This is a genomic window from Metallumcola ferriviriculae, from assembly GCF_035573695.1.
Lineage (GTDB): Bacteria > Bacillota > JADQBR01 > JADQBR01 > JADQBR01 > Metallumcola > Metallumcola ferriviriculae.
Window position 1 is genome coordinate 2,207,477 of the sequence record NZ_CP121694.1, and the last position, 23,190, is coordinate 2,230,666.

The window sequence follows — 23,190 nt, forward strand, 5'->3', positions numbered from 1 at the left end:
GCTTGTAATAATACTGTTAAGAAGGTGATATTTTGAATGCATTTATCGTGGATACTCATTGTGATTCTGTCAAATGGCTTGCGCAAGGTGTCAGTTTGAGAAACCATCCAGGTCATTTGGATTTAACCCGCCTTAATTCCGCTGTAAAGCTCCAATTTTTCGCAATGTTTGTTGAAAGCAGTTACAAACCTCAGCGCGCGATGGAGCGCACATTAGAATTAATTGACTTATCTTTGCAGTCAATGGAGCAAAATAAAGATGTCCTTACTATGGTGAATACCCGGGAAGATTTGCAGCAATTGACCACGGCTAAAACCTGCGGTGCCCTGCTGGCAATTGAAGGCGGTGAGGCTATCATAGATACCTATATGGTGCGTCACCTTTTTCGCCTTGGAGTTAGAAGTATCGGTTTGACTTGGAATCAGCGCAACCGACTGGCAGACGGTGTATTAGGCGGTTCCGGCGGCTTGACTCAATTAGGTAAGAAGGTGGTAAAAGAAATGAATGCTTTAGGTATACTGGTAGATGCGGCCCATATGTCACCTAAATCATTCTGGGATGTGTTGCGTACCTCCAGCCAGCCAATAATAGTATCTCATGCCAATTGCCGCGCACTGTGTGATCATGTTCGCAATCTTACAGATCTACAGATAAAGACTTTGGCAGCTCAAGATGGAGTTTTTTGTTTGACATTTGCCCCTGATTTCCTCAAAGAAAATGGCAGTACAATTGACGATCTCCTTGACCATATAGCGTATGCCGCGGATTTAATAGGTCCTGAACATATAGGTATCGGATCTGATTTTGATGGTGTAGATAGCTTACCTGAAGGTCTTAAAGGTGTAGAAGACTATTATAAAATATACCAGGGGTTAGAGCAACGCGGCTTTTCTGAAAGTGAATGCCAAGCAATTTCAGGCGGGAATGTAAGAAAATTACTGATGCGGATACTACCGAAAGAGGTGGGTAAAAGCTGATGGTAGTGGATTTGCATACCCATACTACTGCATCCGATGGTGCAGTTAGCCCTGAAGAGTTAGTCAAACTAGCATTGACAGCCGGGCTGCATGCTATTGCAGTTACTGACCATGATACCGTAGGAGGTTTAGCAGCGGCGGAAGAAGCGGCTGCTAAATTGCCTATTAAAGTCATTCCGGGGATCGAAATTAGTACTGACTGGCAAGATGAGGAAATCCATGCATTAGGGTACTTCATAGATTATAATTGCCAAAAACTGCAGAAAGTGTTGGATATCTTGGCAGAGGAGCGTTTCCAGCGGGGTAAAAAGATGGTGTCAAAGCTGAGACGGATAGGAATATTGATATCCTGGGCAAGGGTTCAACATCTGGCCAAAGAAGGTGTTGTGGGGCGGCCCCACGTTGCTCAGGCTATGTTGGAAGAAGGCTATGTGGGAAATATCTCTGAGGCTTTTAGGAAGTATCTGTCTAAGGGTCAGGTCGGTTATGTATGCCGAATGAAGCTTACGCCGGCTGAGGCTGTAAAGTTGATTAGAGACGCGGGGGGAGTCCCGGTACTGGCTCATCCTGGTTTGTTACGTAACCACCATAAACTAGGAGAAATTATTTCCAAGGGATTTCAGGGGATTGAAGTATATTATCCCCAGCATGATTCAGAACAGGTTCGCCTTTATTTGACCCTGGCGCAACAGTACGGCTTGGTGGTTACAGGCGGTTCTGATTTCCATGGTGCCTCCAGGGCGAAGAATAAATTGGCTGCATCGACAGTTGCTAATAAAGTCGTGAGCGACTTAGTAAAGATACGAGAGGAGACCAAGCATGGAAATTGCAAATAGGCTGCGCGGACAGGATTCAGCTATCTTTTCTGAAATGGACAGATTGCGTGTAGTTGAAGAAGATAAAGGAAGGGATATCATTAATTTAAGCATCGGGAGTCCGGACCTTCCGCCCCCACCCCATGTGGTAGAAGCTCTAAGCAGTGCGGTAAATGATTATAATAATTATGGATACGCCCTTACACAAGGAATGAAGGAATTGAGACAGGCCGTGGCTGATATGTATCTGAAACGGTTCAATGTGAAGTTAGACCCGGCAACAGAGATATTGTCGTTAATGGGATCCCAAGATGGATTGGCCCATATTTATTTAGCATTCATTAACCCAGGTGATTGGGGGCTAATTCCTGACCCGGGTTATCCGATATACAGTTTTGGCCTATTTCTTGCCGGGGGCAGGAAATACCCCATGCCATTGGTGAAAGATAACGACTTTTTACCGGATTTATCTGCCATTCCAGAGGAAATAGCGGATAAAGCTAAGATTATGGTTTTGAACTATCCGAACAATCCTAACGCTGCGGTAGCGGACAAGGCATTCTTTGAGGAAATCGTTAAATTTGCCAGGAAGCATCATATTATTGTTTGTCATGATGTTGCATATTCTGAACTCGCTTACGATGGATTTTCCCCTGACAGTTTTTTATCCGTTCCTGGCGCGAAAGAAGTGGGAGTTGAATTTTATTCAGTTTCCAAGACATATAATATGGCTGGATGCAGACTAGGTTTTGTAGTGGGCAACAGTAAAGTTATTAACGCATTGGAAAAGATAAAATCAAACATTGATTATGGAGTATTTAAGCCGATTCAGCAGGCTGGGATTGCAGCGCTTACCGGTTCACAAGAATGGGTAAGGGATTTGGCAAGTACCTATGCCAAACGCAGAGACGTTTTAGTTGATGGACTAGTTGAACTTGGTTGGCAGGTGGATAAGCCTAAAGCGTCCATGTTTGTATGGCTACCAGTTCCAAAACCTTTTCAACATTCCATTGAATTTGCAATGGATTTATTGAAAAGAGCCGGGGTCGTAGTGGTTCCAGGTATTGCGTTTGGGGATATGGGAGACAAATATGTACGATTGGCTTTGGTTTGTTCTAAAGAACGGCTTCAGGAGGTCGTAGATAGAATTTCCGCCCATTATTAGTTACCTTAAGACTATATTTTGTCATTACCGAATATACTATTGTTAAAATGAGTAAAGTGGCTTAACTTTGAGGTGATGGGATATGGTCGAAGATAGGAAACTATCGCGTAAAATTGAGGAACTGGAAGAAAAAATACATCATTTGCGGGTAAGTCGCAGGGTGTTAATGAATTTGTTGGAAAAAGTGGAGAGAGAGCGAAAACAAGATTTAGAACGTTTGGAAAAAGAAAACCGTAAACTTCAGCAGGCTAATTCCAAATATGCTAAAGACTTAATATCGAAAAATCGAAAGCTTATCGAGTTAGAGCAGGGGACAAACTAGATAAAGGACATTGGCACAAATTGCCACTGGACTTTTAACCAATTTAAAAATATTTTAAGGTTTTTTCTGACAAACTACCACTAAATACCTGTTCAAGGAGGTTATGTTTGGTGGTAGATTTTAAATCCAGAATGCCGCATTGTCCCGAAGTATCTTTAAAGGAAAAAGCGCGGGAAGAAAATGTAGATTATAACAATTTTTTAGACCACTTATCCGCCCAAAAAAGTGATGAGGAAATGGCCGATGAGTTGGGGATTTCACTGAGGACCGTAGAGCATTTACGAGAACAGTTTGAAAAGGTAGGTGTGCATAGCATTATAGGGCAGGAATAAAATTTCCTGCCTTTTAATTTACTTTCCCTCCCTATTTGCATATATTGTGAACAAAGGGAGGGATTATTATGGATGTTACAAGAGAACTATGGGTCAAGGTATTGGAATATCCGCTGGTACAATATATTCCTTTGAATCGGAGGAATCTAATAAAAATTAACGCAGGACTTCCCATGTCTCTTAGAGGGAAACCCAATATACGGCTCATCACGAATAAGGCGGATTTAATCACTAGCTATTTTCCTGCTTCAATTGATAAAAGTGAAATTATTAATCAGGTAGATTTTCATGAAAAGTTACTAATTATGGCTCTAAACTATGATGTTGAAGGTCTTATGTATCGTACCATCACCATCAGTGCAGTAGGAAAACCCACCACCGGAATGTATTATCTGTTTAATGTGGATCGGCATTTTTTTTACAGGCGCAAAGTATTCTTTCAGTGTTTTGATATGGGTGGAAAAGAAATTCCCATGCCACACACAGTCTTTAAAGTGCCATTGGTTTCCAAACGTTTGAAGTTTGACCACAGCTGACCATAATGGTAAAATTTATCTATACACGCACACAATCGGTGTAACTTCATTCCAAGGATTTGATGGTTATGTTTTTTCGCCTGTTAATGGTTTTTATCCTAGTCCCGTCCATAGAACTGATTCTATTGATTAAGCTAGGGCAGGTAATTGGTATTTTGTGGACTTTTACTATTATCGTGTTTACTGGGCTGCTGGGTGTATCACTGGCCAAGCAGCAGGGATTGATGGTACTTCAAGAGATAAGAGCTCAGTTAAATGCGGGGGTGATGCCATCAGATGCGGTAATTGAGGGATTACTGATTTTGGGAGGTTCCTTATTCCTGCTTACCCCTGGTTTATTAACTGACCTGACCGGCTTTTCTACATTGATCCCTGCTACCAGGGCGGCATGGCGACAATTGATTAAGAACAGGATTCAATTCTATATCCAGACCGGCCGCTGGCGATTTTATTAAGTTTTTGTAGCCATCGCTAATTTATTATGCTATAATGTTGGGAAATTGACGAAAGGGGCTTTGATATGGACAAGTTTTCCAGAGAAGGACTCACATTTGATGATGTACTATTGGTGCCCGCGGCTTCGTCCGTATTGCCCAACGAGGTTGATATCAGTACCAGGTTCACAAAAAATATTAAACTAAACATTCCGATTGTTAGTGCAGGAATGGATACTGTTACTGAAGCAAAGTTAGCTATTGCTATGGCCCGTGAAGGCGGTATCGGAGTAATTCATAAAAATATGTCTATTGAGAGGCAAGCGTTGGAAGTGGATAAGGTAAAACGGTCAGAACATGGTGTAATAACCGACCCATTTTTTTTAAACCCTTACCATAAGATTTCTGCAGCATTGGAATTAATGGAACGTTATCACATATCGGGCGTACCGATTACTGAAGGCAGCAGATTGGTAGGGATACTTACCAATAGGGATTTACGCTTCGAAAAGAATTTTGACCAGCCGATAGGTAATGTTATGACTCAAAAAAATTTGATCACTGCTCCGGAAGGAACAGATTTAGAGACCGCAAAAGAAATATTGCAACAACATAAGGTTGAAAAGCTGCCAATTGTTGATAATGACTTTAATTTGAAGGGCCTAATAACCATCAAGGATATTGAAAAAGCTCGGAAATATCCTAATTCCGCTAAGGACCAAAGAGGACGGCTTAGAGTAGCGGCAGCAGTGGGTGTCAGTAAAGACACAATGGAAAGAGCCGAGGCATTAAATGCAGCTGGAGTCGATGCTTTGGTTGTAGATACAGCCCATGGACATTCCCGGGGTGTGTTGGATACAGTTCAGAAGTTAAGACAAGAATTCGCCCAACTGGACATTATTGCCGGAAACGTGGCCACTGCAGCAGCGACGGAGGACTTAATAAAAGCCGGCGTAGATGCTGTGAAAATAGGGGTTGGGCCAGGGTCTATTTGTACTACTCGAGTAGTTGCTGGTATCGGTATACCCCAAATAACAGCAATCTATGATTGTTCTCAGATAGCTTCTAAATATGATGTACCAATTATTGCAGACGGTGGAATTAAATTTTCTGGTGACATACCTAAAGCGATTGCTGCAGGGGCGGATGTTGTTATGATCGGCAGCCTCTTAGCAGGTACAGAAGAAAGCCCTGGTGACATTGAAATATATCAAGGGCGAAGCTATAAAGTATACCGTGGAATGGGTTCGTTGGGTGCCATGAAAGAAGGCAGCAGGGATAGGTATTTTCAAGAAGATAACAGCAAACTCGTTCCTGAAGGGGTTGAAGGACGAGTTCCCTTTAAAGGATCTTTGGCCGAGACTGTGTATCAGTTAAATGGTGGGTTGCGTGCCGGGATGGGTTATTGTGGAACGGCGGATATTGTCGAGTTAAAAGCCAAAGGTAAATTTATTCGCATCAGTAATGCCGGATTGAAAGAAAGTCACCCCCACGATGTTACAATTACTAATGAAGCCCCTAATTACCGTATTTAATCTTTGACAGAAAAGAGGCGACTAAGCATCGCCTCTTTAACCTTTTAGCGCTCAGCGAATGCCGCCTTTGGGGTTAAAATTGCCTGATTATTATGATAAACTTATAAATAGAGAGAAATTTAAGAGGAGGTAGATTAATGACAAATCAGAATTCAGGTATGGATGATAAGAGAAATCTTGCTGAACAAAGGGCAGTGGAATTAAAAAGTAAGATTCAGCCTTACCTTGATGCGCGGGAAGGTATACCCACCGGTATGAAACTAGCCGACCAGTATAAAATTCAAAAGCAAAAGATTTTAAAATTATTAGGTGGAACCGAAGAAGATTGGAATGATTGGCACTGGCAGGTTAAAAACCGCTTTGGTGATGTGGAGCAATTAAGCAAGATACTCAACTTATCAGAAGAGGAAAAGCAGCAAATTGCCGCCGTAGGGGAACGATTTCGGTGGGCTGCATCCCCTTACTATGTTAGTTTGATGGACCCTGATGATAAGGATTGCCCTGTTCGCCGTCAAGCAATACCTTCTGTTCATGAACTTCAAGATCACATGGGTAAGGATGACCCCATGGGAGAAGAATTTACTTCACCGGTTCCATCTATTACGCGGCGTTATCCTGATCGGTTGATTATCAAGGTTACAAACCAGTGTGCCATGTATTGCCGCCATTGCCAGCGCAGAAGAAATATTGGCGAAATTGATAAAGGAACGCCCAAAGAACAATTAGAAGGTGCATTGGAATACGTGCGGAATCACCCTGAAATTCGGGATGTATTGCTTACTGGTGGCGATGCTTTCATGCTCAACGAAGAGGTGCTGGACTGGTTATTGGGCGAATTGAATAAAATTGAACATGTCGAAGTTAAACGTCTAGGCACCAGAACATTAGTTACCATGCCCCAAAGGGTGACGCCGGAGTTGTGTAATATCCTTGAAAAACACCATCCGGTTTACGTCAACACCCATTTTAATAACCCCAAGGAAATTACGCAAGAAGTAGCAGAAGCATGTGATAAACTTACTAAGGCCGGTGTACCGATAGGTAATCAGGCAGTATTATTGAAGGGTATTAATAACGACCCTCATGTCATGAAAAAATTAAATCATGAACTGCTAAAAGTTAGGATCAGGCCATACTATATTTTCCACGCTAAACCAGTTACAGGCACTGCTCATTTTATCACGAGGGTTGAGGAAGGAATTGCCATTATGGAAGCATTACGGGGGCAAACCTCAGGACTGGCAATTCCCACGTACATCATCAATGCTCCCAACGGTTATGGAAAAACGCCAATGCTTCCTGAATATCTGATTTCTTCTGGAAAAGATTATATTACTATCAGAACCTGGGAAGGGCGTGTAATGCAGTATCCTAATTTAGAGAATATATAATTATAATAAAGGCCGCTTTAAAGCGGCCTTTATCTTTACCCATTTGTGGTATACTAAAAAGGAATTTTACCGATCGGCCGCGAATTAGCCATTAGGGTTCAAAAAGCAGGATGTGATGCTAAGGTTATGATAAGCAACATAAAACTGGGTACACAACGAATTGATGGCGAACTTAGAGAGACCATATCAGCATCATTATTAAAGTTGCTGACAGAAGATTGGGGCGGTCCCAAGAACCCCATGGCTCAAAATTATTATCGTCAAGTCGTGATACCGGAGCTACTTAACTGTTTGGAAATCAATTTACACACCCTGCTTAGTCCAGTTTTTTCAGATATTCTTGCCAAGAAACTGAATACACAATTTGGCTTTCCACCTACTTTCGCTACGGGCCTTGCAGGAGATATAATAGCATCAGTCGGAGAAGATACATCCTCATTACCACAGGCTGACCTTTACGAACCGTGGGAACGTTTGTTTAGAATGCTTTCAATCGGTGAGGCGCCGGTAACTATCGCAGAGCGTACCGCATTTGCGCAGGAATATGTGGAACTAATTCGTAAAAACTATCGCCAATTTATTAAACTAATCACGGAACACGGACAAAAAAGCTTCGAATCTTTCGCTCAAACAGAATTTATTGAATGCGATGAGCAATTACTTCATTTTATGTATAAGTTTTGGCAGCGGTTTGAAGACCCTCATTATTTAGAACGGTTGAAGGCTGAAGACATTGCCTATCAGATGGGCTTAAATATGGAGCCGACAGAAATTTTGGCGTCATTAGTAGTTATTCATGATTTTGAAGGTCAGGTGGACAAAAACCAACTCTTGGAACTGCTAAAATATGGAAATTCACGGCAGGGAAAAAAATTAGAACTGCTTACGGGTTGTTTACCGTTGCAAGACTACTCTTACCAAGATGTTGAATATTTTGTAGAACGGATGCTCTCGGGTGGGTATATTAATATAGACTATAGCGGCAAAATCACCTTAGCTACTAAATCTGCACAGCTTGTGGGAGCGATGTTAGCGCCCAGATTAGTGTCCAGTGTCTTGGAAAATATTATGCCCGGGAACAAAAACATTAATGAAGCATATAGCATACTTCAAGATTTAAACGCACATGTCGTAGAAAAAGTAATCGAACGTCTTGCCCGAACCGGATCGCCGGAAGTAATAGAAGTACTGCAAATGCTTCCCCAAAAACAAAATAAGCGAATATATTTAAAAATTATATGGGCATGCGGTGAGATAGGGGCCGCTACTGCATTAGATTTCATTATCGACGCCATGCAGCACAGAGACGCGATGATTCGCGCACGGGCCTGTTTTGCCATGGGCAGTATCGGCGATGCCTCGGGTTATTTCGCACTAATGCGCCGTTTAGATGACGACGTACCCGCTGTTAAGGAACAGGCATTGATAGGCATTGGTAAGCTTTGTGTTCGTAGTGCCCTAAAAAAGATCGAATCTATTGCGAATGATTTGAATGAAGATATCCATGTGCGCCATATTGCCAGGGAGGTACTGGAGCAAATAAAATCAACGGAAAGTAAGGATTAGCTTTGGTTTTATTTCAGTACAGAATAGTTGTTACAAAGTGAAGGAGGAATAGATAATATGGCTTCAGAAGTATTTTTTACTAACATGCGGGCAAAAAGAGGTGCGAGCTTGCTGGAAAAGCTGGAACTACTTTGCCGGCGCGCTAAAGTATTAGACGTCATTAGCGAAAAGGATTTGGTTGCATTAAAAATTCATTTTGGTGAAAAGGGAAACACTGCATACATCCGCCCTACATATGCCAGAAGGCTCATTGATCTTATTAAGGAAAAGGGCGGCAAACCTTTTTTCACTGACGCTAATACACTATACGTGGGTAGTAGGGCCAACGCGGTAGACCACCTAAATACCGCGGTGGAAAATGGTTTTGCCTATTCGGTTGTAGGTGCACCACTGGTAATAGCAGACGGTCTCAATGGTAAAGACTTCATAAAGGTACCCATCGAGGGCAAGCATTTTAATGAAGTGAATATTGGTAGTGCCGCAGTTAATGCGGATGTACTCATTACTTTGACTCACTTTAAAGGACACGAAGCTACCGGTTTTGGTGGAGCACTGAAGAATGTTGGGATGGGTTTGGGAAGTCGTAGTGGCAAACAGCAGATGCATTCAGACATTTTACCATCAGTTAAACTGGAAAAATGTATTGCGTGTCAAAAGTGCGTCTCGTGGTGTCCGGCCCAAGCCATTACCGTGGAAAAGCAAGCTACTATTGACCAAGAAAAATGTATTGGCTGCGGTGAGTGTACTGTAACCTGCAATGAAGGGGCTATTGGGATTAGCTGGAAGAGTGAGGCAAATATTATCCAGCAAAAAATTGCTGAGTATACTTTAGGGGCATTAAAAAATAAACAGGGGAAAAGCTTTTTTATAAATTTCGTCATGAATGTTACTCCTGATTGTGACTGTGTCAGTTGGAGCGACGCACCTATTGTCGGAGATATCGGCATACTAGCGTCTAAAGACCCAGTGGCTATAGACCAAGCATCGTTAGATTTGGTAAATAAGTCCCAAGGATTACCCGGAACCCGATTGGAGCATGTTGGTGCAGCGGATAAGTTTGCCGCGATTCATGGTATAGACGGAACAGTTCAATTGGACCATGCAGAAGAGATTGGTTTAGGGAAACGAGAATATCAACTAATAGAGGTATAAAACCCTAATAAAAGGTAAACCCTGTAGCATAACTACAGGGTTTAGCATTATTTTGCTTTTGATAAATTGTTCAAGTCTTCCATTAGTTTGTCCAAGTCAACACCATGCATTCGAGCACCCTGCTCGATAGATTCAAATAATGCGCCGCCTCAACCAAGGCAATGTAAGCCATGCTTGTCGAAAATGGTTATGGCTTCAGGGTACTTCTGAACCACCTGTTGAATGACAGTTTGTGGAGTTATCAATAGTATCACCTCGTTGTTAAATATTTTTTGTTAAGAGAACTAAACTTATGCATCCTTATTATGGGCAAAGTTTAATATATCATATCAGAAAATGCCGACGATAATCAAGTGAATTCTGACAATATTGCGACATAGAATAGTATAATATTTTAGAATGTTATTTTGAAGTTTGCTCATTGGGAAGGAATAATATCCAGGCCGTCGAACTATTTATTTAGAGATGGAAGATAAGGAACTCTCAAAAACCTGATGGAGGTGTGTTGATGCTTTTTAGACAATGTGCCGGTGGTATTGTGTTTCATGGCGAAAAGGTCTTTTTGTTGCAGAACGATAAGAAAGAATGGGTTTTACCTAAAGGAATTATCCGCGATAGTGGCTACGCCAGTGAAGTTGCAGTCACCCGCGTGAAAGACGAAACCGGTATTGACGGAAAAATTCTCGGAGCGGCAGGGGAAACTAGTTACGAATTTTATTCTTTTTCTCGTCAGCGTCCTGTATGTAATCAAATTGTTTGGTTTATCATGGAAGCTGAGCATGACGAAGTGAAAGTCAGTGAACAAGAAGGGTTTAGTGACGGTCGCTTCTTCCCTGTAGAAGAAGCAATTAAAAAAATCACCTATAGTCAGGACAAATCATTGGTACGGGTTTCGTACGAAAAAAGGAAAAAGTTCAACCAAAAAGGGGCTTAAGGCCTCTTTTTTTTGCCATGATATCCAGTTGTAATGGACTAAATTTTATGGTACGGTTATAATTAAAACCTGGGAGGGATTGGTATATGGAATTTTATGACGGAAGAATTTTCAGACCACCTAGTGAATCAAGGAGTCTTATTCTTCAAGTAACGGTGGGATGTTCTCATAACCAATGCACTTTTTGTTATATGTATAAAGAGAAAAAATACCGTGAACGCGCTTGGAAGGAAATCGAAGAGATTATAGCTCACGCTGCCCAGCAATACCCGTCGGAAACAGTTCAGAAAATTTTTTTGGCGGACGGTGATGCACTTGCTATGGAACATGACAAATTAATGTCTCTCTTAACATTGCTGTATCATACTTTTCCGTATCTGCAAAGGGTAGGCATCTACGCCGGCCCCAAGTCTATCATAAGAAAAACTTCTACCGAGCTTCTAGAGCTAAGAAAAGCAGGTTTAAGTATAGCTTATCTTGGATTGGAAAGCGGTTGCCCCGATATTTTGAAGCAAGTCAGGAAAGGGGTCACTGATGAAGAAATGGTAGAAGCTGGGCGACAATTGAAAGCGGCCGGAATCAAGTTGTCGCTGATGGTGCTAGGTGGATTAGGAGGGAAAGACCAATCCCATCAGCACGCAAAAGCGTCAGCCGCGGTAGTTAACCAGATCGGTCCCGACTTTTTGGCGGTTTTAACCTTGCGGTTTTACAAGGGTACTCCCTTAGCTAAACAAGTAGAAGAAGGGAGTTTTAAACCCGTTGAGCCGATGGAACTAATCCAAGAATTGCGGTGGTTTGTGGAAGACTTAGAACTCCAAGGCTGCATATTTAGAACCAATCATGCTTCTAATCGTCTTATTTTGAGTGGAACTTTAAACGAGAATAAGGATAAGATATTGAAGCAAATTGACCGGGTTTTGAAAGATAAAGGCGGAAACGCCTTGCGCCCAGAGCATCTTTTGGGTCTTTAGGGTAAATAATATGTTAGGTTTATTATTTCCTCTAGATGAGGAAAGTCGCCCGTTCAAAGCCAGCATTAATGATCAGAAACCAATACTAAGAGGTAAGCATCAATTTATCGAAGGAACCTACCATGGGACCTTGTTGGCCGCAGCCATAACCGGTATGGGTAAGGTCAGTGCGGCTATGCGCGCCCAAGCGCTGATAGACTATTATTCTCCACGACTGCTGCTTTTGGCGGGCGTGGCCGGGTGCTTGACTGATGAGATGATGCCGGGAGATATTTTTATTGCGTCAGAAATCTGTCAACATGACGTCTATGCACCGTCTAAAGGTACCAAGTGGAGGGATTACCGTCATCATGGGCAAGGTATATTCCTGGGGGATGAAGGATTACATTCAACGGCGCTTGCTTTGGATTGGGACAAAAGCAACGTGTTCACAGGTAGATTATTGACGGGTGATAAAGCAGTTGCTACTAAAGATTATACAAAAAAGCTGATTGATAAACTTAAGGGTAAAGCAGTAGACATGGAAAGTGCTGCTGTTGCGCAAGTTGCAGCATACAACGACATACCACTTTTAGTGGTAAGAGTAATTTCTGATAATGCTAATGAGAACGCAATGAAAGATTTCCAAGCGAATTTTTCTAATGCATGCCAGTTATTAGGTGAGTATCTGGAGCTGTTGTTAGGGAAACTAATTGAGAAAGAATTATAATCTTTCAATGCACAAGTAACGGGCCGACATCGGCTGATGGGATAATAGTCTTAGCCCGCGTAGCAGTTTATAGATGAATTTCAAACCACCGAAATGGCTAGATGGGTGGGGCGAGTGATTGAAGAGGTGATTAGTTTTGAAATACATGATTGAAACATGGGGCTGTCAGATGAATGCACACGATTCAGAGGTGCTGGCAGGACTTTTAGAGCAAATGGGTTATTTGGCTACAGAAAATGAAAATGATGCGGATGTCGTGCTGCTGAATACCTGTTGCATTCGCGAAAAAGCAGAAAACAAGGTTTTTGGCCGCCTTGGTAATTTAAAAAAATTGAAAGCAAACAACCCTGAGCTTATCCTGGGTGTGTGTGGCTGCATGGTCCAGCGACCGGAAATGGCAGATAAAATAAAAAAACGTATGCCCCATATGGATTTGATTTTCGGGACGCATAATATACACCAACTGCCTGATCTTATTACTGAAGCAAAGCAAAATAGCACAGCCCGGGTGAAGGTATGGGACCGGGAGGGTAAAATTGTCGAAGATTTACCCATGAGGCGCGCAGCGGGGATAAAGGCTTTTGTAAATATTATGTATGGTTGTAATAATTTTTGCACTTATTGTATAGTGCCTCATGTACGCGGTAGGGAACGCAGTCGTCATGTCGCCGATATTATCACCGAAATTGAACACTTGGTACAACAGGGTTACGTTGAAGTAATGTTATTGGGGCAGAATGTCAATTCCTATGGTAAGGATTTAGATAATAACATAGATTTTGCTGGCCTGCTAAAGAAAGTTAATGATATTCTAGGGCTGCAGCGTATTCGCTTTATGACCTCACACCCTAGAGATTTTACCGATAAGCTAATTGACTCCCTGGCCAACTGCGGCAAAGTCTGTGAGCATTACCATCTTCCTATTCAGGCCGGAAGCACAGCGATACTAAAGCGCATGAATAGAGGGTATACAAAGGGGGAGTATCTTGATTTAGTCAAACAAATTCGCCAAAAGGTACCTAATGCCAGCATCACTACCGATATTATAGTAGGATTCCCTGGCGAAACGGATGCTGACTTTGAAGACACCATGGATATTTTGCAGCGCGTGCAATTTGATGGTGCATATACTTTTATTTATTCACCAAGGCCTGGAACTCCGGCTGCCGATATGGCGGAGCAGGTACCGCCTGATCAGAAGAAAGAACGGTTTCAACGATTACTGAAGCTGCAAAACAGTATTACTGAAGAAAAACACCTGCAGCTTTTGAGAAGCACCCAAGAAGTTTTATTCGAGGGTACCAGTAAGAATGACGAGCATATTATGTCAGGGCGTACCCGTTCAAATAAACTCGTACATGTTCCAGCAGATAAATCTGTGATAGGAAAGTTTTACCTAGTAAACATTACCAAGGCGCAGATGTTCAGTGTATCAGGGGAATTGTTGGAGGAAATTTAAAACTTTTCCCGAAGTAGTAATAAAATTCGGAGGTGATAGTTATGACAAGTATCATGGAAAAGGCACATACGTTGGCAAACGCAATACAGGAAAGTGAAGAGTTGATTAATATGAGGAATACTGAAGCGGCTATGGCAGGAGATGCGGAAGCCCAGAAAATTCTTCAGGAATATCAAGAAGCACGTCAAAAAATAGAATATAAGCAGGCAAGTGGTGCGGAGTTAACAGAAGCAGAACAAAGTGGCATGGAAGAAATAGAGAAAAAAATGAATAAAAATGCAACGATTAGCGCTTACCTTGAAGCACAGCGCGAAGTTAATGAAATTTTACAAGGTGTAAACTTTATTCTGACCAAAGCACTAAGTGGTGAAGATTCTGATTCTTGCGGTCCCGGATGTGGGGGCAACTGCTGTTAATTAATTGGCCGGGCTATCCGGTCATTTTTTTTGGTTCGATATTACTAGCAGACAGTGTGCACCGGCGGGGGGGAGATTCACCATGACGACACCTATGATGCAACAGTATCAGCAAATTAAACAACAATACCAAGACGCTATTTTATTTTTCCGGTTGGGCGATTTTTATGAAATGTTTGGCGAGGATGCCAGGGAGGCATCTAGAATACTGGAAATAACTCTGACCACCCGAGATAAAGACAAAGAAGCTCCAATTCCCATGTGTGGCATTCCTTATCATGCTGTTAATACCTACTTAGGAAAGCTGTTGAACAGAGGATACAAAGTAGCGATCTGTGAGCAGGTGGAAGACCCTGAAAAGAGTAAGGGAATTGTACGCCGTGAAGTAGTCAGAGTAATTACTCCGGGAACGATTATCGATAAGGAACTGCTAGCCGAAGCCCAAAACAATTTTTTGGCAGCAATTTGTCAAGTCGATGATATTTGGGGGTTGGCGTTTGTCGACGTATCGACAGGTGAGTTTTATGTTACTGAATTGAATGCCGGTAATACCTCATCAGTTGTGGACGAAATTACCAGATATAATGTAAGTGAATGCCTTGTTGCTCCCGATGACCCTGGAGCAATAAGAACGTTGCTAGAGCCAGTTTGCGTAGTAACGTCTTACCCCCCTAAGCACTGGTCTGTCAAGCGCACCCAGTTAAAGATGGAAGAACAGTTTAGCCGGTCAGGTTTGGAAGCGGCCGGTATAATAGGTTGTGAAGCCGCAGTTGCCGCCGGTGGTATTTTAATAGCATACCTTAGCGATACTCAAAAACAGACATTAGGTCATATTAATCGAGTGCAGCTGTATTCACCCAAACATTTCATGCTCATTGATGGGGCCACCAGACGTAATCTCGAACTGCACACTACTATGCGAACTCGGGAAAAAAAGGGGTCCCTTCTCTGGGTGCTTGATAAAACCGTTACCGCGTTGGGCGGCAGACTGCTGAAAAAATTCATTTCCCAGCCACTTTTAGATCGGAATGAAATCTTGTCAAGGCAGCAGGCAGTTACTGAATTTGTTAATAATATGTTTTTACGGGAAAAGCTGCGAGAGTACCTGAAAAAGGTCTATGATTTAGAACGATTAGTCAGCAGACTGGTGTTTCAAACAGCAAATGGCAGGGATCTGCTGGCATTAGGTCAATCATTGCAATATTTGCCTCTTATCAAGGAAAGGTTGGAACATGCTAAAACGACTCCACTATTGCATGATTGCTGGCATTCATTAGACACGTTGACAGACATATCCCAATTAATTATGGAATCAATAAAAGATAATCCGCCGGTAAGTGTTACCGATGGTTCACTGATTAAAGATGGCTACAGCGAAGAAGTTGATAAATTGCGCCAAGCAGCCGCATCAGGTAAAAAATGGCTGGCACAACTAGAGCAAGAAGAAAGAAACAAAACAGGAATTAAATCCCTTAAGGTAAAGTATAACAAAGTATTTGGTTATTATATTGAAATTACGAAAGCCAATCTCGACCATGTTCCTACGTACTTTCAGCGCAAACAAACTTTGGCCAATGCAGAGCGTTACATTACACCGAAATTGAAGGAATTGGAAGATACCATCCTGGGAGCGGAAGATAAACTTGTTAAATTAGAATACCGCATTTTCTCTGATATAAGACAAACCCTAGCGGTGGAAACCAAACGTATTCAGGAAACTGCCAGAGTGATAGCCTTACTTGATGTTCTGTTGTCGCTTGCGACCACAGCGGTAGAAAACGGGTATGTTGCACCCAAAATTCTCCCCAGCGAGGATACAATGGAAATTAAAGCGGGCAGGCACCCAGTGATAGAACAATTGACTACGGCTGGCGCTTTTGTTCCCAATGATACAAATGTAGGCGACAAAAAGCAACTTATTGTTATTACAGGTCCAAATATGGCCGGTAAGTCAACTTACATGCGGCAAGTGGCCTTAATTACGTTGATGAGTCAAATCGGCAGCTGGGTACCAGCACAGGAAGCTTTCATCCCATTGGTAGATAGAATTTTCACTCGGGTGGGAGCGGCAGACGACCTTTCTACAGGTCAAAGCACATTTATGGTTGAAATGAATGAAGTTGCTAATATCCTTCATAATGCCACAGGTCGAAGCTTAATAATTCTCGATGAAATTGGTAGAGGTACCAGTACTTATGATGGGATAGCCATCGCATGGGCTGTTATTGAGTTTTTACTGCAAGAGAAAAAAGGCGCTAAAACCTTTTTTGCCACCCATTATCACCAGCTTACGGCTTTAGACAATATCTATCAGCAGGTTGCCAATCATCAAGTTGCTGTCCAGGAAAAGGGAAAAGAAATTGTCTTCTTAAGAAAAATTATTTCCGGGGGAACGGACAAAAGCTATGGAATTCAAGTAGCTAGATTGGCAGGCCTCCCCAATCAGGTAATTAAACGGGCACAATTCTTACTGACTGAAATGGAAAATCAGGGAAATAGTGCAGCATCAATAGAGGCTGCCGCTGCCAAAGAAGACCATTTAGTTTTTTTTGAAGCATTGAATTCAAGTTATGAAACTGTATTAGAAAAGCTAAGACATTTAGACGTGATGAACACTACGCCAATCGAGGCCTTAAATATGCTTTCTGAATTAAAGCAACTGGTAGATGAGGGGGATAATAGTGAGCAGAATTAGGTTGTTGGATCCATTAACAGCCAATCAAATTGCAGCCGGGGAAGTAGTAGAGCGCCCAGCTTCAGTTATCAAGGAACTGCTGGAAAATTCCCTAGATGCCGGAGCGCAGTCCGTCTATCTCAAGATAGAAAATGGCGGTAAAGACAAAATTATAGTTACTGATGACGGCTTTGGTATGAATGCAGATGATATGTGTCTGGCTTTTCAAAGGCATGCAACCAGTAAGATAACCACTGCCGAAGACTTAAGTCAAATAACGACTCTAGGCTTTCGCGGAGAGGCATTGGCAAGCATAGCTGCGGTGTCCAGGGTCCACGCTTCTTCGAGACAAAGAGAAGATGCTGCTGGTACCGAATTAAAAATTGAAGCAGGCTCTGTTTTAAGTACTAAGCCTTCAGGTTGCAGCGAAGGTACATCTATAGAAATTTCGGATTTATTTTTTAATGCTCCCGCTCGAAGAAAATTTCTTTTTAATGCCTCCAGGGAGACGGCGGCCATTTCTGAAATAGTTAATAGGTTAGCCCTGTCGCACCCTTCGGTGAGGTTCACTTACTATAGTGGCCCGCGCCTATTACTTCAGACACCGGGAAAGGGAAGATTGAGGGAAGTGGTTGCTTCAGTGTATGGACTTGACTTGGCGGAAAAGCTTCTGGAAATTAATTATCTAAAACATGATGTAGAACTATCGGGATTTTTGTCGCCGCCGCAAATACATAAAGCAACAACCAGTAATATTGTATTTTTTATCAATGGTAGGTATATTAAAGACAGTATTCTGCTTAATACTATTAAAGAAGTCTATAATTCCAAAATACCAGGTGGCCGGTTTCCGGTTGCGATATTGAACATTAGTATTAAACCGGGAAGTGTGGATGTAAATGTGCACCCACAAAAACTTACCGTCAAATTTGATCGTCCCGAGTATATAAACAGCGTAATATTAGCGGCTGTAGAAGATTGTTTGAGCCGCCCTGATACCGATACATGGTTTATTCCTCAAATAGGAAATGACGGGGCAAAACAGTTTTTGCCAAACGTAGAGTATCACGAACCCCAACATCAAGTAGCTTGGAGAGAGGTAGTACAGGAAAGGTCAATGGATGCGCCCGTAGAAGACCCATCCATTGATGTACCAAAGCCTGAAGAAGCACCAGCCAACGATTTACCTATGCCTTTGGAAGAATCTCCAGCAATTAAAAATGACATTCCGGCAGCGAAGACAACAAATATTAATGCTTCACGTTCAGGTGCCGGTATCCCAATAATGCGAATAGTGGGTCAGTTTAAAGCTGGTTATATACTTGCCGAAGCAGAAGACGGGCTTTATATAATTGACCAACATGGTGCGCACGAACGTATCTTGTATGATAAGTACTCACAGGGTACACAATTAGGCCATTCTCAACTAACAGTGCCCCAAACTGTGGACTTTAGTGCTGATGAAGCTGAATACCTCGTTGAATACATTTTTTTACTCCAGGAGTTCGGCTTTATTTTGGAGCATTTTGGTGGCAATTCATTCATATTGCGAGGTATGCCAAGGTTCTTAAATACATCTGACGGGGTTAATCTTTTGCAAGATATAGTACAGCTTCTAGCTTCAGGGACTAAAGTAAACCAACAGGATTTAGAAAAAGAATTGCTGCTCCAATTAAGCTGTAAAGGGGCTATCAAAGAAGGACAGTACCTTGATAAGGCTGAAATGGAAATTTTGATTAGACAGTTAGCCAAGACTTCATACCCATTATCGTGTCCTCACGGCAGACCCATAGTCATCAAGCTTAGTATAGCGGATTTAAAAAAGTTATTTTTACGTCAGGAGTAGATTTTTGATGAGATTACCACTAGCCGCAATTGTAGGGCCTACTGCAGTGGGTAAATCTGCCGTGGCAGTAGAGGTTGCTGACCGCCTGAATGGGGAAATTGTTTCTGCTGATTCTATGCAGGTCTATCGTCAGATGGATATAGGTACGGCAAAAATTTCCGCCGATGAAATGATTGCCACAGGCGGCAGACTAATACCTCATCATTTGATTAACGTGGTATCGCCTGACGAAGATTATAGCGTCGCCCGTTATCAACAAGACGCGCGCACTCTAATCAGGGAAGTTAACAGCCGAAACGAGTTGCCAATATTAGTGGGAGGTACTGGACTGTACGTTCAAAGTGTTATTGACCCTTATCACTTCGGCAAGGAGCCCGGTGACAAAAATATCCGAAATAAAATCAGGACCAAGATTAAGATTGAAGGGTTGGACAAAATCCACCAAGAACTTAGGGAGGTTGACCCTCAGGCCGGAGAAAAAATTCATCCTAATGATGAAAAAAGAATAATTAGGGCCTTAGAATACTATTATAGTAGAGGGGAACGAATTTCTGATAACTATTACAAGAAAAAAATATCTCTTTACAATCTTGCAATGGTAGGATTGACCATGGACCGGCAGCTATTATACCAACGTATTAACAAACGGGTCGATAAAATGATTGAAGCGGGCCTTTTGGATGAGGTTAGAATGTTATTAAACCAAGGATATCCACGGAATCTTCCTGCCATGCAAGGGCTTGGTTATAAGCAGATGGCTGCTTTCTGTGTCGGGGATTTAAGTTGGGATGAAGCTATTCGTGTACTTAAGCGAGATACCAGAAGATTTGCTAAAAGGCAATTAACATGGTTTCGTCGGGATGAGAGAATTGTTTGGATAGACGTTTCCCACATGGCTGAGGATGATATCATCTGTAAAATAACGGAATATATTTGCAGGACTCTGTAAAAGGTTGTAGAATAGGTTAACAAGAAAAATTTGGAGGGCTGTTCAAGATGAGTAAAACCCAGATTAACTTGCAGGACACTTTTCTTAATCAAGTGCGGAAAGAAAACATTTCTGTAACTGTATTTTTGGTCAATGGTTTTCAAATCAAGGGTAATGTCAAGGGGTTTGATAACTTTACTGTTGTTTTGGATGTCGACGGAAAACAACAGATGGTTTATAAGCACGCAATTTCTACTATTGTTCCATACAAGCCTGTAAGTTTGATGAACGAGTAGAAGCAAAATAGATCAATAAAACTCCCGGTATTATAGCGGGAGTTTTTCTCTTTTTGCAGGAATTCAATGATGGATGGCGAAAACTTATCGGGTTATACCACGTACTGGAGGGATTGTAATGAAAAAGTTTTTTTTATTGTTGATAGTTTCCCTGATTTTAACAACCGGCTGTGGCAGCGGCGGAGCTAATGAAGAGCAGCCTTTACGTATTGGAGTGTTACCCATTGAAGATAGTTTACCGTTGTTTGTAGCTGAAGCGGAGAACATTTTCGTTGAAAATGGTGTAGATGTCGAATTAGTTTCCTTTAATAGTGCCAGGGATAGGGATATGGCACTTCAAGCCGGAGAGATAGACGGTGAAGTAGCTGACATTCTCGCTGCAGCCTTGTTGGAGAAAAGTGAAGTGGATGTATCTATTATTTCTCTTACCTTAGGTACTATTCCCCAGGAGGGAAGGTTTGCTCTCTTAACCAGTCCAAATTCAGGATTAGACAGCCTGGCGAAGGTAGATAGTCTCTCTGTGGCCATTTCTGAGAACACAATTATTGAATATGTCTTGGACCAACTGATCGAAGTAGGGAGTATTAACAAAGAAAAAGTTGATAAAGTGTCTATCCCTCGCATACCTGAGCGTTTGCAGCTACTGCTGGCTGATAAAATTGATGCGGCAGTATTGCCCGACCCATTAGCATCCCTTGCTGAAGCTAAAGGTGCTCATGTGATTTTAGATGACACTAAAATAAATGATAATATTAGTCAGGTGGTCGTGCTGTTTACAAAGGATACAGTACAAGAAAACGCTGGCGCGGTGACAAAGATGATTGATGCATATGATCAGGCGGTGGAGATTTTCAACGCTAACCCTGATAGTTATCGCCAATTGTTTATTGAAAAGGCTAGAGTACCACAAGACATTCAGAATAGTTACCAGGCACCAAAATTCTCGCCTGCACAAGTACCGGCGCAGGCGGATGTTGACCGACTATTGAACTGGGCAAAAGCAAAAAATTTGATACCTGGTGGAATTTCCTATGAACAATTGATAGACAACTCCTTTGTAAAGGAATGATGTGATTGATAGCTGTAGATAATGTTTCCCTTTCTTATGGGGGGCATCAGCATCATCAAGCATTGGCTAATATTAGTATGGACGTTAAATCAGGCGAATCTATGGCATTAATCGGGCCATCGGGATGCGGCAAGAGCTCCCTTCTTTTTCTTATAGCAGGATTGGTTTTTCCCCAAAGAGGGAAAATTTTAGTGGCAGATGAAAATGTTGCCGGACCGCGACAAGATGTGGCTCTTATTATTCAGAACTATGGCCTATTTCCGTGGAAAACAGTATGGGATAATGTAATCCTTGGTCTCAAATTACGAAAGCTGGATCATGCCAAACAGAAACAAAAAGTCAGCCAGCTGTTAAATGTTTTGGGATTGGCAGACTATCAGGATAAATATCCAAACCAGCTCAGTGGAGGTCAGCAGCAGCGGGTAGCAGTAGCCAGAGCACTGGCATTGGAACCGATGCTGCTGTTGATGGACGAGCCATTTTCTGCACTGGATGCATTAACCAGGGAAAGTTTACAGGAAATGGTTCTTGATATTTGGTTGGAAAACAAAATGACTTTGGTTTTTGTTACCCATAGCATTGAAGAAGCAGTTTTTCTAGGGCAAAAGATTGCCATCTTTACTCCGGGACCGGGAAGGATTACCACCATTGTAGAAAATTCGGGCATGGGTGCAAAAGAATTTCGTGCTACCAAGCAATTTTATCAACAGTGCAGTAAGGTCAGGAAACTACTGGAGGACGGTCAACATGAGTCAGCATAAAGTACGATGGTGGCAGTATGTCTTGTCCCTGGCAGGATTGCTGACTGTTTGGCAGATTGCGGCTATGCTAGTCGATAGTCCGGTCTTTCCTGAGCCGATAAATGCTATTATAGCATTTGCCCTGGAATTTCGTGGTGAAATGATACATCATTTCGTTGTAAGCACCTACCGAGTAGTAATAAGTTTGTTTTTGGCTATGCTAGCTGCAATTCCTCTTGGACTGCTGCTGGGCCGTAACCCTAAAATTGACCGTTTTGTGGCTCCGGCTGTTTATATGGTGTATCCAATACCAAAAATAGTTTTTTTTCCTTTGATTATGATTCTGTTGGGCATTGGTAATGTTTCGAAAATCTTTATTATTACACTAATAGTATCATTTCAGATTTTAGTTTCCACTAGGGATGCAGCCAAGGGAGTCCCTCAAGCATCAGTATATTCTGCCCGATCACTAGGGGCTAAAGGGTGGCAGGTATATCGTCATGTTATTGTACCCGCCTGCTTGCCAGAAATGATAACTGCTTTAAGAATTAGTTTGGGTACTGCGGTTGCCGTGCTGTTTCTCGCAGAAACCGTGGCTGGTTCCAGCGGACTAGGCTACTTCATTCTTTCAGCAATGTATCGAGCGGAATATAGCGCCATGTTTGCCGGCATTATGGCAATGGGTCTATTGGGATTGATGCTCTATTATTTTGTTGATCTCTTCGAGAAGATGTTTTGCAGTTGGCAGCATTTATAACGGGGCAGAAAGCCTCGTTATTTTATTTGCCCGGCGTATCTGTGGGGCGATAGGTTGAAAGAAACCTTGCAACAAGAAATTATTATGGCGTTACCTTATTCGATTTTACGCAAAATATTGCCATGCATGCGTATAATTAAGTAGTACAAATGAGGTGAGCTGCTGT

At 42.1% G+C, this 23,190-nt stretch carries 24 protein-coding genes; 23 read left to right on the forward strand and 1 reads right to left on the reverse strand.

Annotated elements, in window-relative coordinates; translation table 11 throughout:
* Positions 1 to 32 precede the first annotated feature (32 nt).
* The 11 genes from MFMK1_RS11030 (at position 33) to MFMK1_RS11080 (ending at position 10,225) form a co-directional block, all read left to right on the forward strand.
* The gene (locus MFMK1_RS11030) at positions 33 to 977 is read left to right on the forward strand and encodes a dipeptidase (RefSeq protein ID WP_366921759.1); all 945 of its coding nucleotides are present in this window, start codon (positions 33 to 35) and stop codon (positions 975 to 977) included.
* Positions 977 to 1,813 carry a PHP domain-containing protein gene (locus MFMK1_RS11035; RefSeq protein WP_366921760.1) on the forward strand — a complete coding sequence of 279 codons (837 nt, stop codon included), beginning with the start codon at positions 977 to 979 and terminating at the stop codon, positions 1,811 to 1,813. The genes MFMK1_RS11030 and MFMK1_RS11035 overlap by 1 nt, the downstream gene beginning before the upstream one ends.
* Entirely contained in the window at positions 1,797 to 2,957 is a 1,161-nt protein-coding gene (locus MFMK1_RS11040; RefSeq protein ID WP_366921761.1) for an LL-diaminopimelate aminotransferase, read from the forward strand. Before MFMK1_RS11035 ends, MFMK1_RS11040 begins: the two co-directional genes overlap by 17 nt.
* 82 nt (positions 2,958 to 3,039) lie before the next feature.
* Positions 3,040 to 3,279 carry a translation initiation factor 2 gene (locus MFMK1_RS11045; protein WP_366921762.1) on the forward strand — a complete coding sequence of 80 codons (240 nt, stop codon included), beginning with the start codon at positions 3,040 to 3,042 and terminating at the stop codon, positions 3,277 to 3,279.
* 110 nt (positions 3,280 to 3,389) lie between these two features.
* Positions 3,390 to 3,611, forward strand: a complete 222-nt coding sequence (locus tag MFMK1_RS11050; protein ID WP_366921763.1) for a helix-turn-helix domain-containing protein — start codon at positions 3,390 to 3,392, stop codon at positions 3,609 to 3,611.
* Positions 3,612 to 3,679: 68 nt separating this feature from the next.
* Positions 3,680 to 4,147, forward strand: a complete 468-nt coding sequence (locus MFMK1_RS11055) for a hypothetical protein (protein WP_366921764.1) — start codon at positions 3,680 to 3,682, stop codon at positions 4,145 to 4,147.
* Positions 4,148 to 4,215: 68 nt separating this feature from the next.
* Positions 4,216 to 4,602: an FxsA family protein gene (locus tag MFMK1_RS11060; RefSeq protein ID WP_366921765.1), complete on the forward strand. Its 387-nt coding sequence runs from the start codon at positions 4,216 to 4,218 to the stop codon at positions 4,600 to 4,602.
* Positions 4,603 to 4,667: 65 nt separating this feature from the next.
* The gene (guaB, locus tag MFMK1_RS11065) at positions 4,668 to 6,116 is read left to right on the forward strand and encodes an IMP dehydrogenase (protein ID WP_366921766.1); all 1,449 of its coding nucleotides are present in this window, start codon (positions 4,668 to 4,670) and stop codon (positions 6,114 to 6,116) included.
* Positions 6,117 to 6,253: 137 nt separating this feature from the next.
* Complete coding sequence (gene eam / locus MFMK1_RS11070) at positions 6,254 to 7,507, forward strand: glutamate 2,3-aminomutase (protein ID WP_366921767.1); 1,254 nt, start codon at positions 6,254 to 6,256, stop codon at positions 7,505 to 7,507.
* Positions 7,508 to 7,633: 126 nt separating this feature from the next.
* Positions 7,634 to 9,073, forward strand: coding sequence for a HEAT repeat domain-containing protein (locus MFMK1_RS11075; protein WP_366921768.1), 1,440 nt, complete (start codon positions 7,634 to 7,636; stop codon positions 9,071 to 9,073).
* A 57-nt stretch (positions 9,074 to 9,130) separates the two neighbouring features.
* Positions 9,131 to 10,225: a DUF362 domain-containing protein gene (locus MFMK1_RS11080; RefSeq protein ID WP_366921769.1), complete on the forward strand. Its 1,095-nt coding sequence runs from the start codon at positions 9,131 to 9,133 to the stop codon at positions 10,223 to 10,225.
* Between the two features lie 149 nt (positions 10,226 to 10,374).
* On the opposite strand, the gene MFMK1_RS18475 is transcribed toward MFMK1_RS11080, so the two are convergent.
* Positions 10,375 to 10,479, reverse strand: coding sequence for a DUF1858 domain-containing protein (locus MFMK1_RS18475; RefSeq protein ID WP_428846269.1), 105 nt, complete (start codon positions 10,477 to 10,479; stop codon positions 10,375 to 10,377).
* A 254-nt stretch (positions 10,480 to 10,733) separates the two neighbouring features.
* On the opposite strand from MFMK1_RS18475, the gene MFMK1_RS11090 reads away from it, so the two are divergent.
* From MFMK1_RS11090 to MFMK1_RS11145, 12 genes are all read left to right on the forward strand, one after another.
* Complete coding sequence (locus tag MFMK1_RS11090; protein WP_366921771.1) at positions 10,734 to 11,159, forward strand: NUDIX domain-containing protein; 426 nt, start codon at positions 10,734 to 10,736, stop codon at positions 11,157 to 11,159.
* 86 nt (positions 11,160 to 11,245) lie between these two features.
* Entirely contained in the window at positions 11,246 to 12,130 is an 885-nt protein-coding gene (locus tag MFMK1_RS11095) for a radical SAM protein (RefSeq protein ID WP_366921772.1), read from the forward strand.
* 10 nt (positions 12,131 to 12,140) lie between these two features.
* Positions 12,141 to 12,839, forward strand: a complete 699-nt coding sequence (gene mtnN / locus MFMK1_RS11100) for a 5'-methylthioadenosine/S-adenosylhomocysteine nucleosidase (RefSeq protein ID WP_366921773.1) — start codon at positions 12,141 to 12,143, stop codon at positions 12,837 to 12,839.
* A 145-nt stretch (positions 12,840 to 12,984) separates the two neighbouring features.
* Positions 12,985 to 14,298, forward strand: coding sequence for a tRNA (N6-isopentenyl adenosine(37)-C2)-methylthiotransferase MiaB (gene miaB / locus MFMK1_RS11105; RefSeq protein WP_366924930.1), 1,314 nt, complete (start codon positions 12,985 to 12,987; stop codon positions 14,296 to 14,298).
* A gap of 41 nt (positions 14,299 to 14,339) precedes the next feature.
* Complete coding sequence (locus tag MFMK1_RS11110; protein ID WP_366921774.1) at positions 14,340 to 14,714, forward strand: YlbF/YmcA family competence regulator; 375 nt, start codon at positions 14,340 to 14,342, stop codon at positions 14,712 to 14,714.
* An 82-nt stretch (positions 14,715 to 14,796) separates the two neighbouring features.
* A complete protein-coding gene (gene mutS, locus MFMK1_RS11115; protein WP_366921775.1) occupies positions 14,797 to 17,409 on the forward strand; it encodes a DNA mismatch repair protein MutS in 2,613 nt (870 codons plus the stop codon).
* Positions 17,396 to 19,234 carry a DNA mismatch repair endonuclease MutL gene (gene mutL, locus MFMK1_RS11120; protein ID WP_366921776.1) on the forward strand — a complete coding sequence of 613 codons (1,839 nt, stop codon included), beginning with the start codon at positions 17,396 to 17,398 and terminating at the stop codon, positions 19,232 to 19,234. Before mutS ends, mutL begins: the two co-directional genes overlap by 14 nt.
* Positions 19,235 to 19,241: 7 nt before the next feature.
* Positions 19,242 to 20,183 carry a tRNA (adenosine(37)-N6)-dimethylallyltransferase MiaA gene (gene miaA, locus MFMK1_RS11125; RefSeq protein WP_366921777.1) on the forward strand — a complete coding sequence of 314 codons (942 nt, stop codon included), beginning with the start codon at positions 19,242 to 19,244 and terminating at the stop codon, positions 20,181 to 20,183.
* Positions 20,184 to 20,230: 47 nt separating this feature from the next.
* Positions 20,231 to 20,458, forward strand: coding sequence for an RNA chaperone Hfq (hfq, locus tag MFMK1_RS11130; protein ID WP_366921778.1), 228 nt, complete (start codon positions 20,231 to 20,233; stop codon positions 20,456 to 20,458).
* Positions 20,459 to 20,576: 118 nt separating this feature from the next.
* The gene (locus MFMK1_RS11135; protein ID WP_366921779.1) at positions 20,577 to 21,527 is read left to right on the forward strand and encodes an ABC transporter substrate-binding protein; all 951 of its coding nucleotides are present in this window, start codon (positions 20,577 to 20,579) and stop codon (positions 21,525 to 21,527) included.
* A gap of 5 nt (positions 21,528 to 21,532) precedes the next feature.
* Positions 21,533 to 22,288: an ABC transporter ATP-binding protein gene (locus MFMK1_RS11140; RefSeq protein ID WP_366921780.1), complete on the forward strand. Its 756-nt coding sequence runs from the start codon at positions 21,533 to 21,535 to the stop codon at positions 22,286 to 22,288.
* Complete coding sequence (locus MFMK1_RS11145; protein ID WP_366921781.1) at positions 22,275 to 23,024, forward strand: ABC transporter permease; 750 nt, start codon at positions 22,275 to 22,277, stop codon at positions 23,022 to 23,024. Before MFMK1_RS11140 ends, MFMK1_RS11145 begins: the two co-directional genes overlap by 14 nt.
* The last annotated feature ends 166 nt before the right edge of the window (positions 23,025 to 23,190 follow it).

What these genes read in the sequence shown, in the direction of transcription:
- MFMK1_RS11035 (WP_366921760.1), top strand. Translation starts at nt 977, where the DNA reads ATGGTAGTGGATTTGCATACCCATACTACTGCATCCGATGGTGCAGTT.
- MFMK1_RS11040 (WP_366921761.1), top strand. Translation starts at nt 1,797, where the DNA reads ATGGAAATTGCAAATAGGCTGCGCGGACAGGATTCAGCTATCTTTTCT.
- MFMK1_RS11045 (WP_366921762.1), top strand. Translation starts at nt 3,040, where the DNA reads ATGGTCGAAGATAGGAAACTATCGCGTAAAATTGAGGAACTGGAAGAA.
- MFMK1_RS11055 (WP_366921764.1), top strand. Translation starts at nt 3,680, where the DNA reads ATGGATGTTACAAGAGAACTATGGGTCAAGGTATTGGAATATCCGCTG.
- MFMK1_RS11060 (WP_366921765.1), top strand. Translation starts at nt 4,216, where the DNA reads ATGTTTTTTCGCCTGTTAATGGTTTTTATCCTAGTCCCGTCCATAGAA.
- guaB (WP_366921766.1), top strand. Translation starts at nt 4,668, where the DNA reads ATGGACAAGTTTTCCAGAGAAGGACTCACATTTGATGATGTACTATTG.
- eam (WP_366921767.1), top strand. Translation starts at nt 6,254, where the DNA reads ATGACAAATCAGAATTCAGGTATGGATGATAAGAGAAATCTTGCTGAA.
- MFMK1_RS11075 (WP_366921768.1), top strand. Translation starts at nt 7,634, where the DNA reads ATGATAAGCAACATAAAACTGGGTACACAACGAATTGATGGCGAACTT.
- MFMK1_RS11080 (WP_366921769.1), top strand. Translation starts at nt 9,131, where the DNA reads ATGGCTTCAGAAGTATTTTTTACTAACATGCGGGCAAAAAGAGGTGCG.
- MFMK1_RS11090 (WP_366921771.1), top strand. Translation starts at nt 10,734, where the DNA reads ATGCTTTTTAGACAATGTGCCGGTGGTATTGTGTTTCATGGCGAAAAG.
- MFMK1_RS11095 (WP_366921772.1), top strand. Translation starts at nt 11,246, where the DNA reads ATGGAATTTTATGACGGAAGAATTTTCAGACCACCTAGTGAATCAAGG.
- mtnN (WP_366921773.1), top strand. Translation starts at nt 12,141, where the DNA reads ATGTTAGGTTTATTATTTCCTCTAGATGAGGAAAGTCGCCCGTTCAAA.
- miaB (WP_366924930.1), top strand. Translation starts at nt 12,985, where the DNA reads ATGATTGAAACATGGGGCTGTCAGATGAATGCACACGATTCAGAGGTG.
- MFMK1_RS11110 (WP_366921774.1), top strand. Translation starts at nt 14,340, where the DNA reads ATGACAAGTATCATGGAAAAGGCACATACGTTGGCAAACGCAATACAG.
- mutS (WP_366921775.1), top strand. Translation starts at nt 14,797, where the DNA reads ATGACGACACCTATGATGCAACAGTATCAGCAAATTAAACAACAATAC.
- miaA (WP_366921777.1), top strand. Translation starts at nt 19,242, where the DNA reads ATGAGATTACCACTAGCCGCAATTGTAGGGCCTACTGCAGTGGGTAAA.
- hfq (WP_366921778.1), top strand. Translation starts at nt 20,231, where the DNA reads ATGAGTAAAACCCAGATTAACTTGCAGGACACTTTTCTTAATCAAGTG.
- MFMK1_RS11135 (WP_366921779.1), top strand. Translation starts at nt 20,577, where the DNA reads ATGAAAAAGTTTTTTTTATTGTTGATAGTTTCCCTGATTTTAACAACC.
- MFMK1_RS11145 (WP_366921781.1), top strand. Translation starts at nt 22,275, where the DNA reads ATGAGTCAGCATAAAGTACGATGGTGGCAGTATGTCTTGTCCCTGGCA.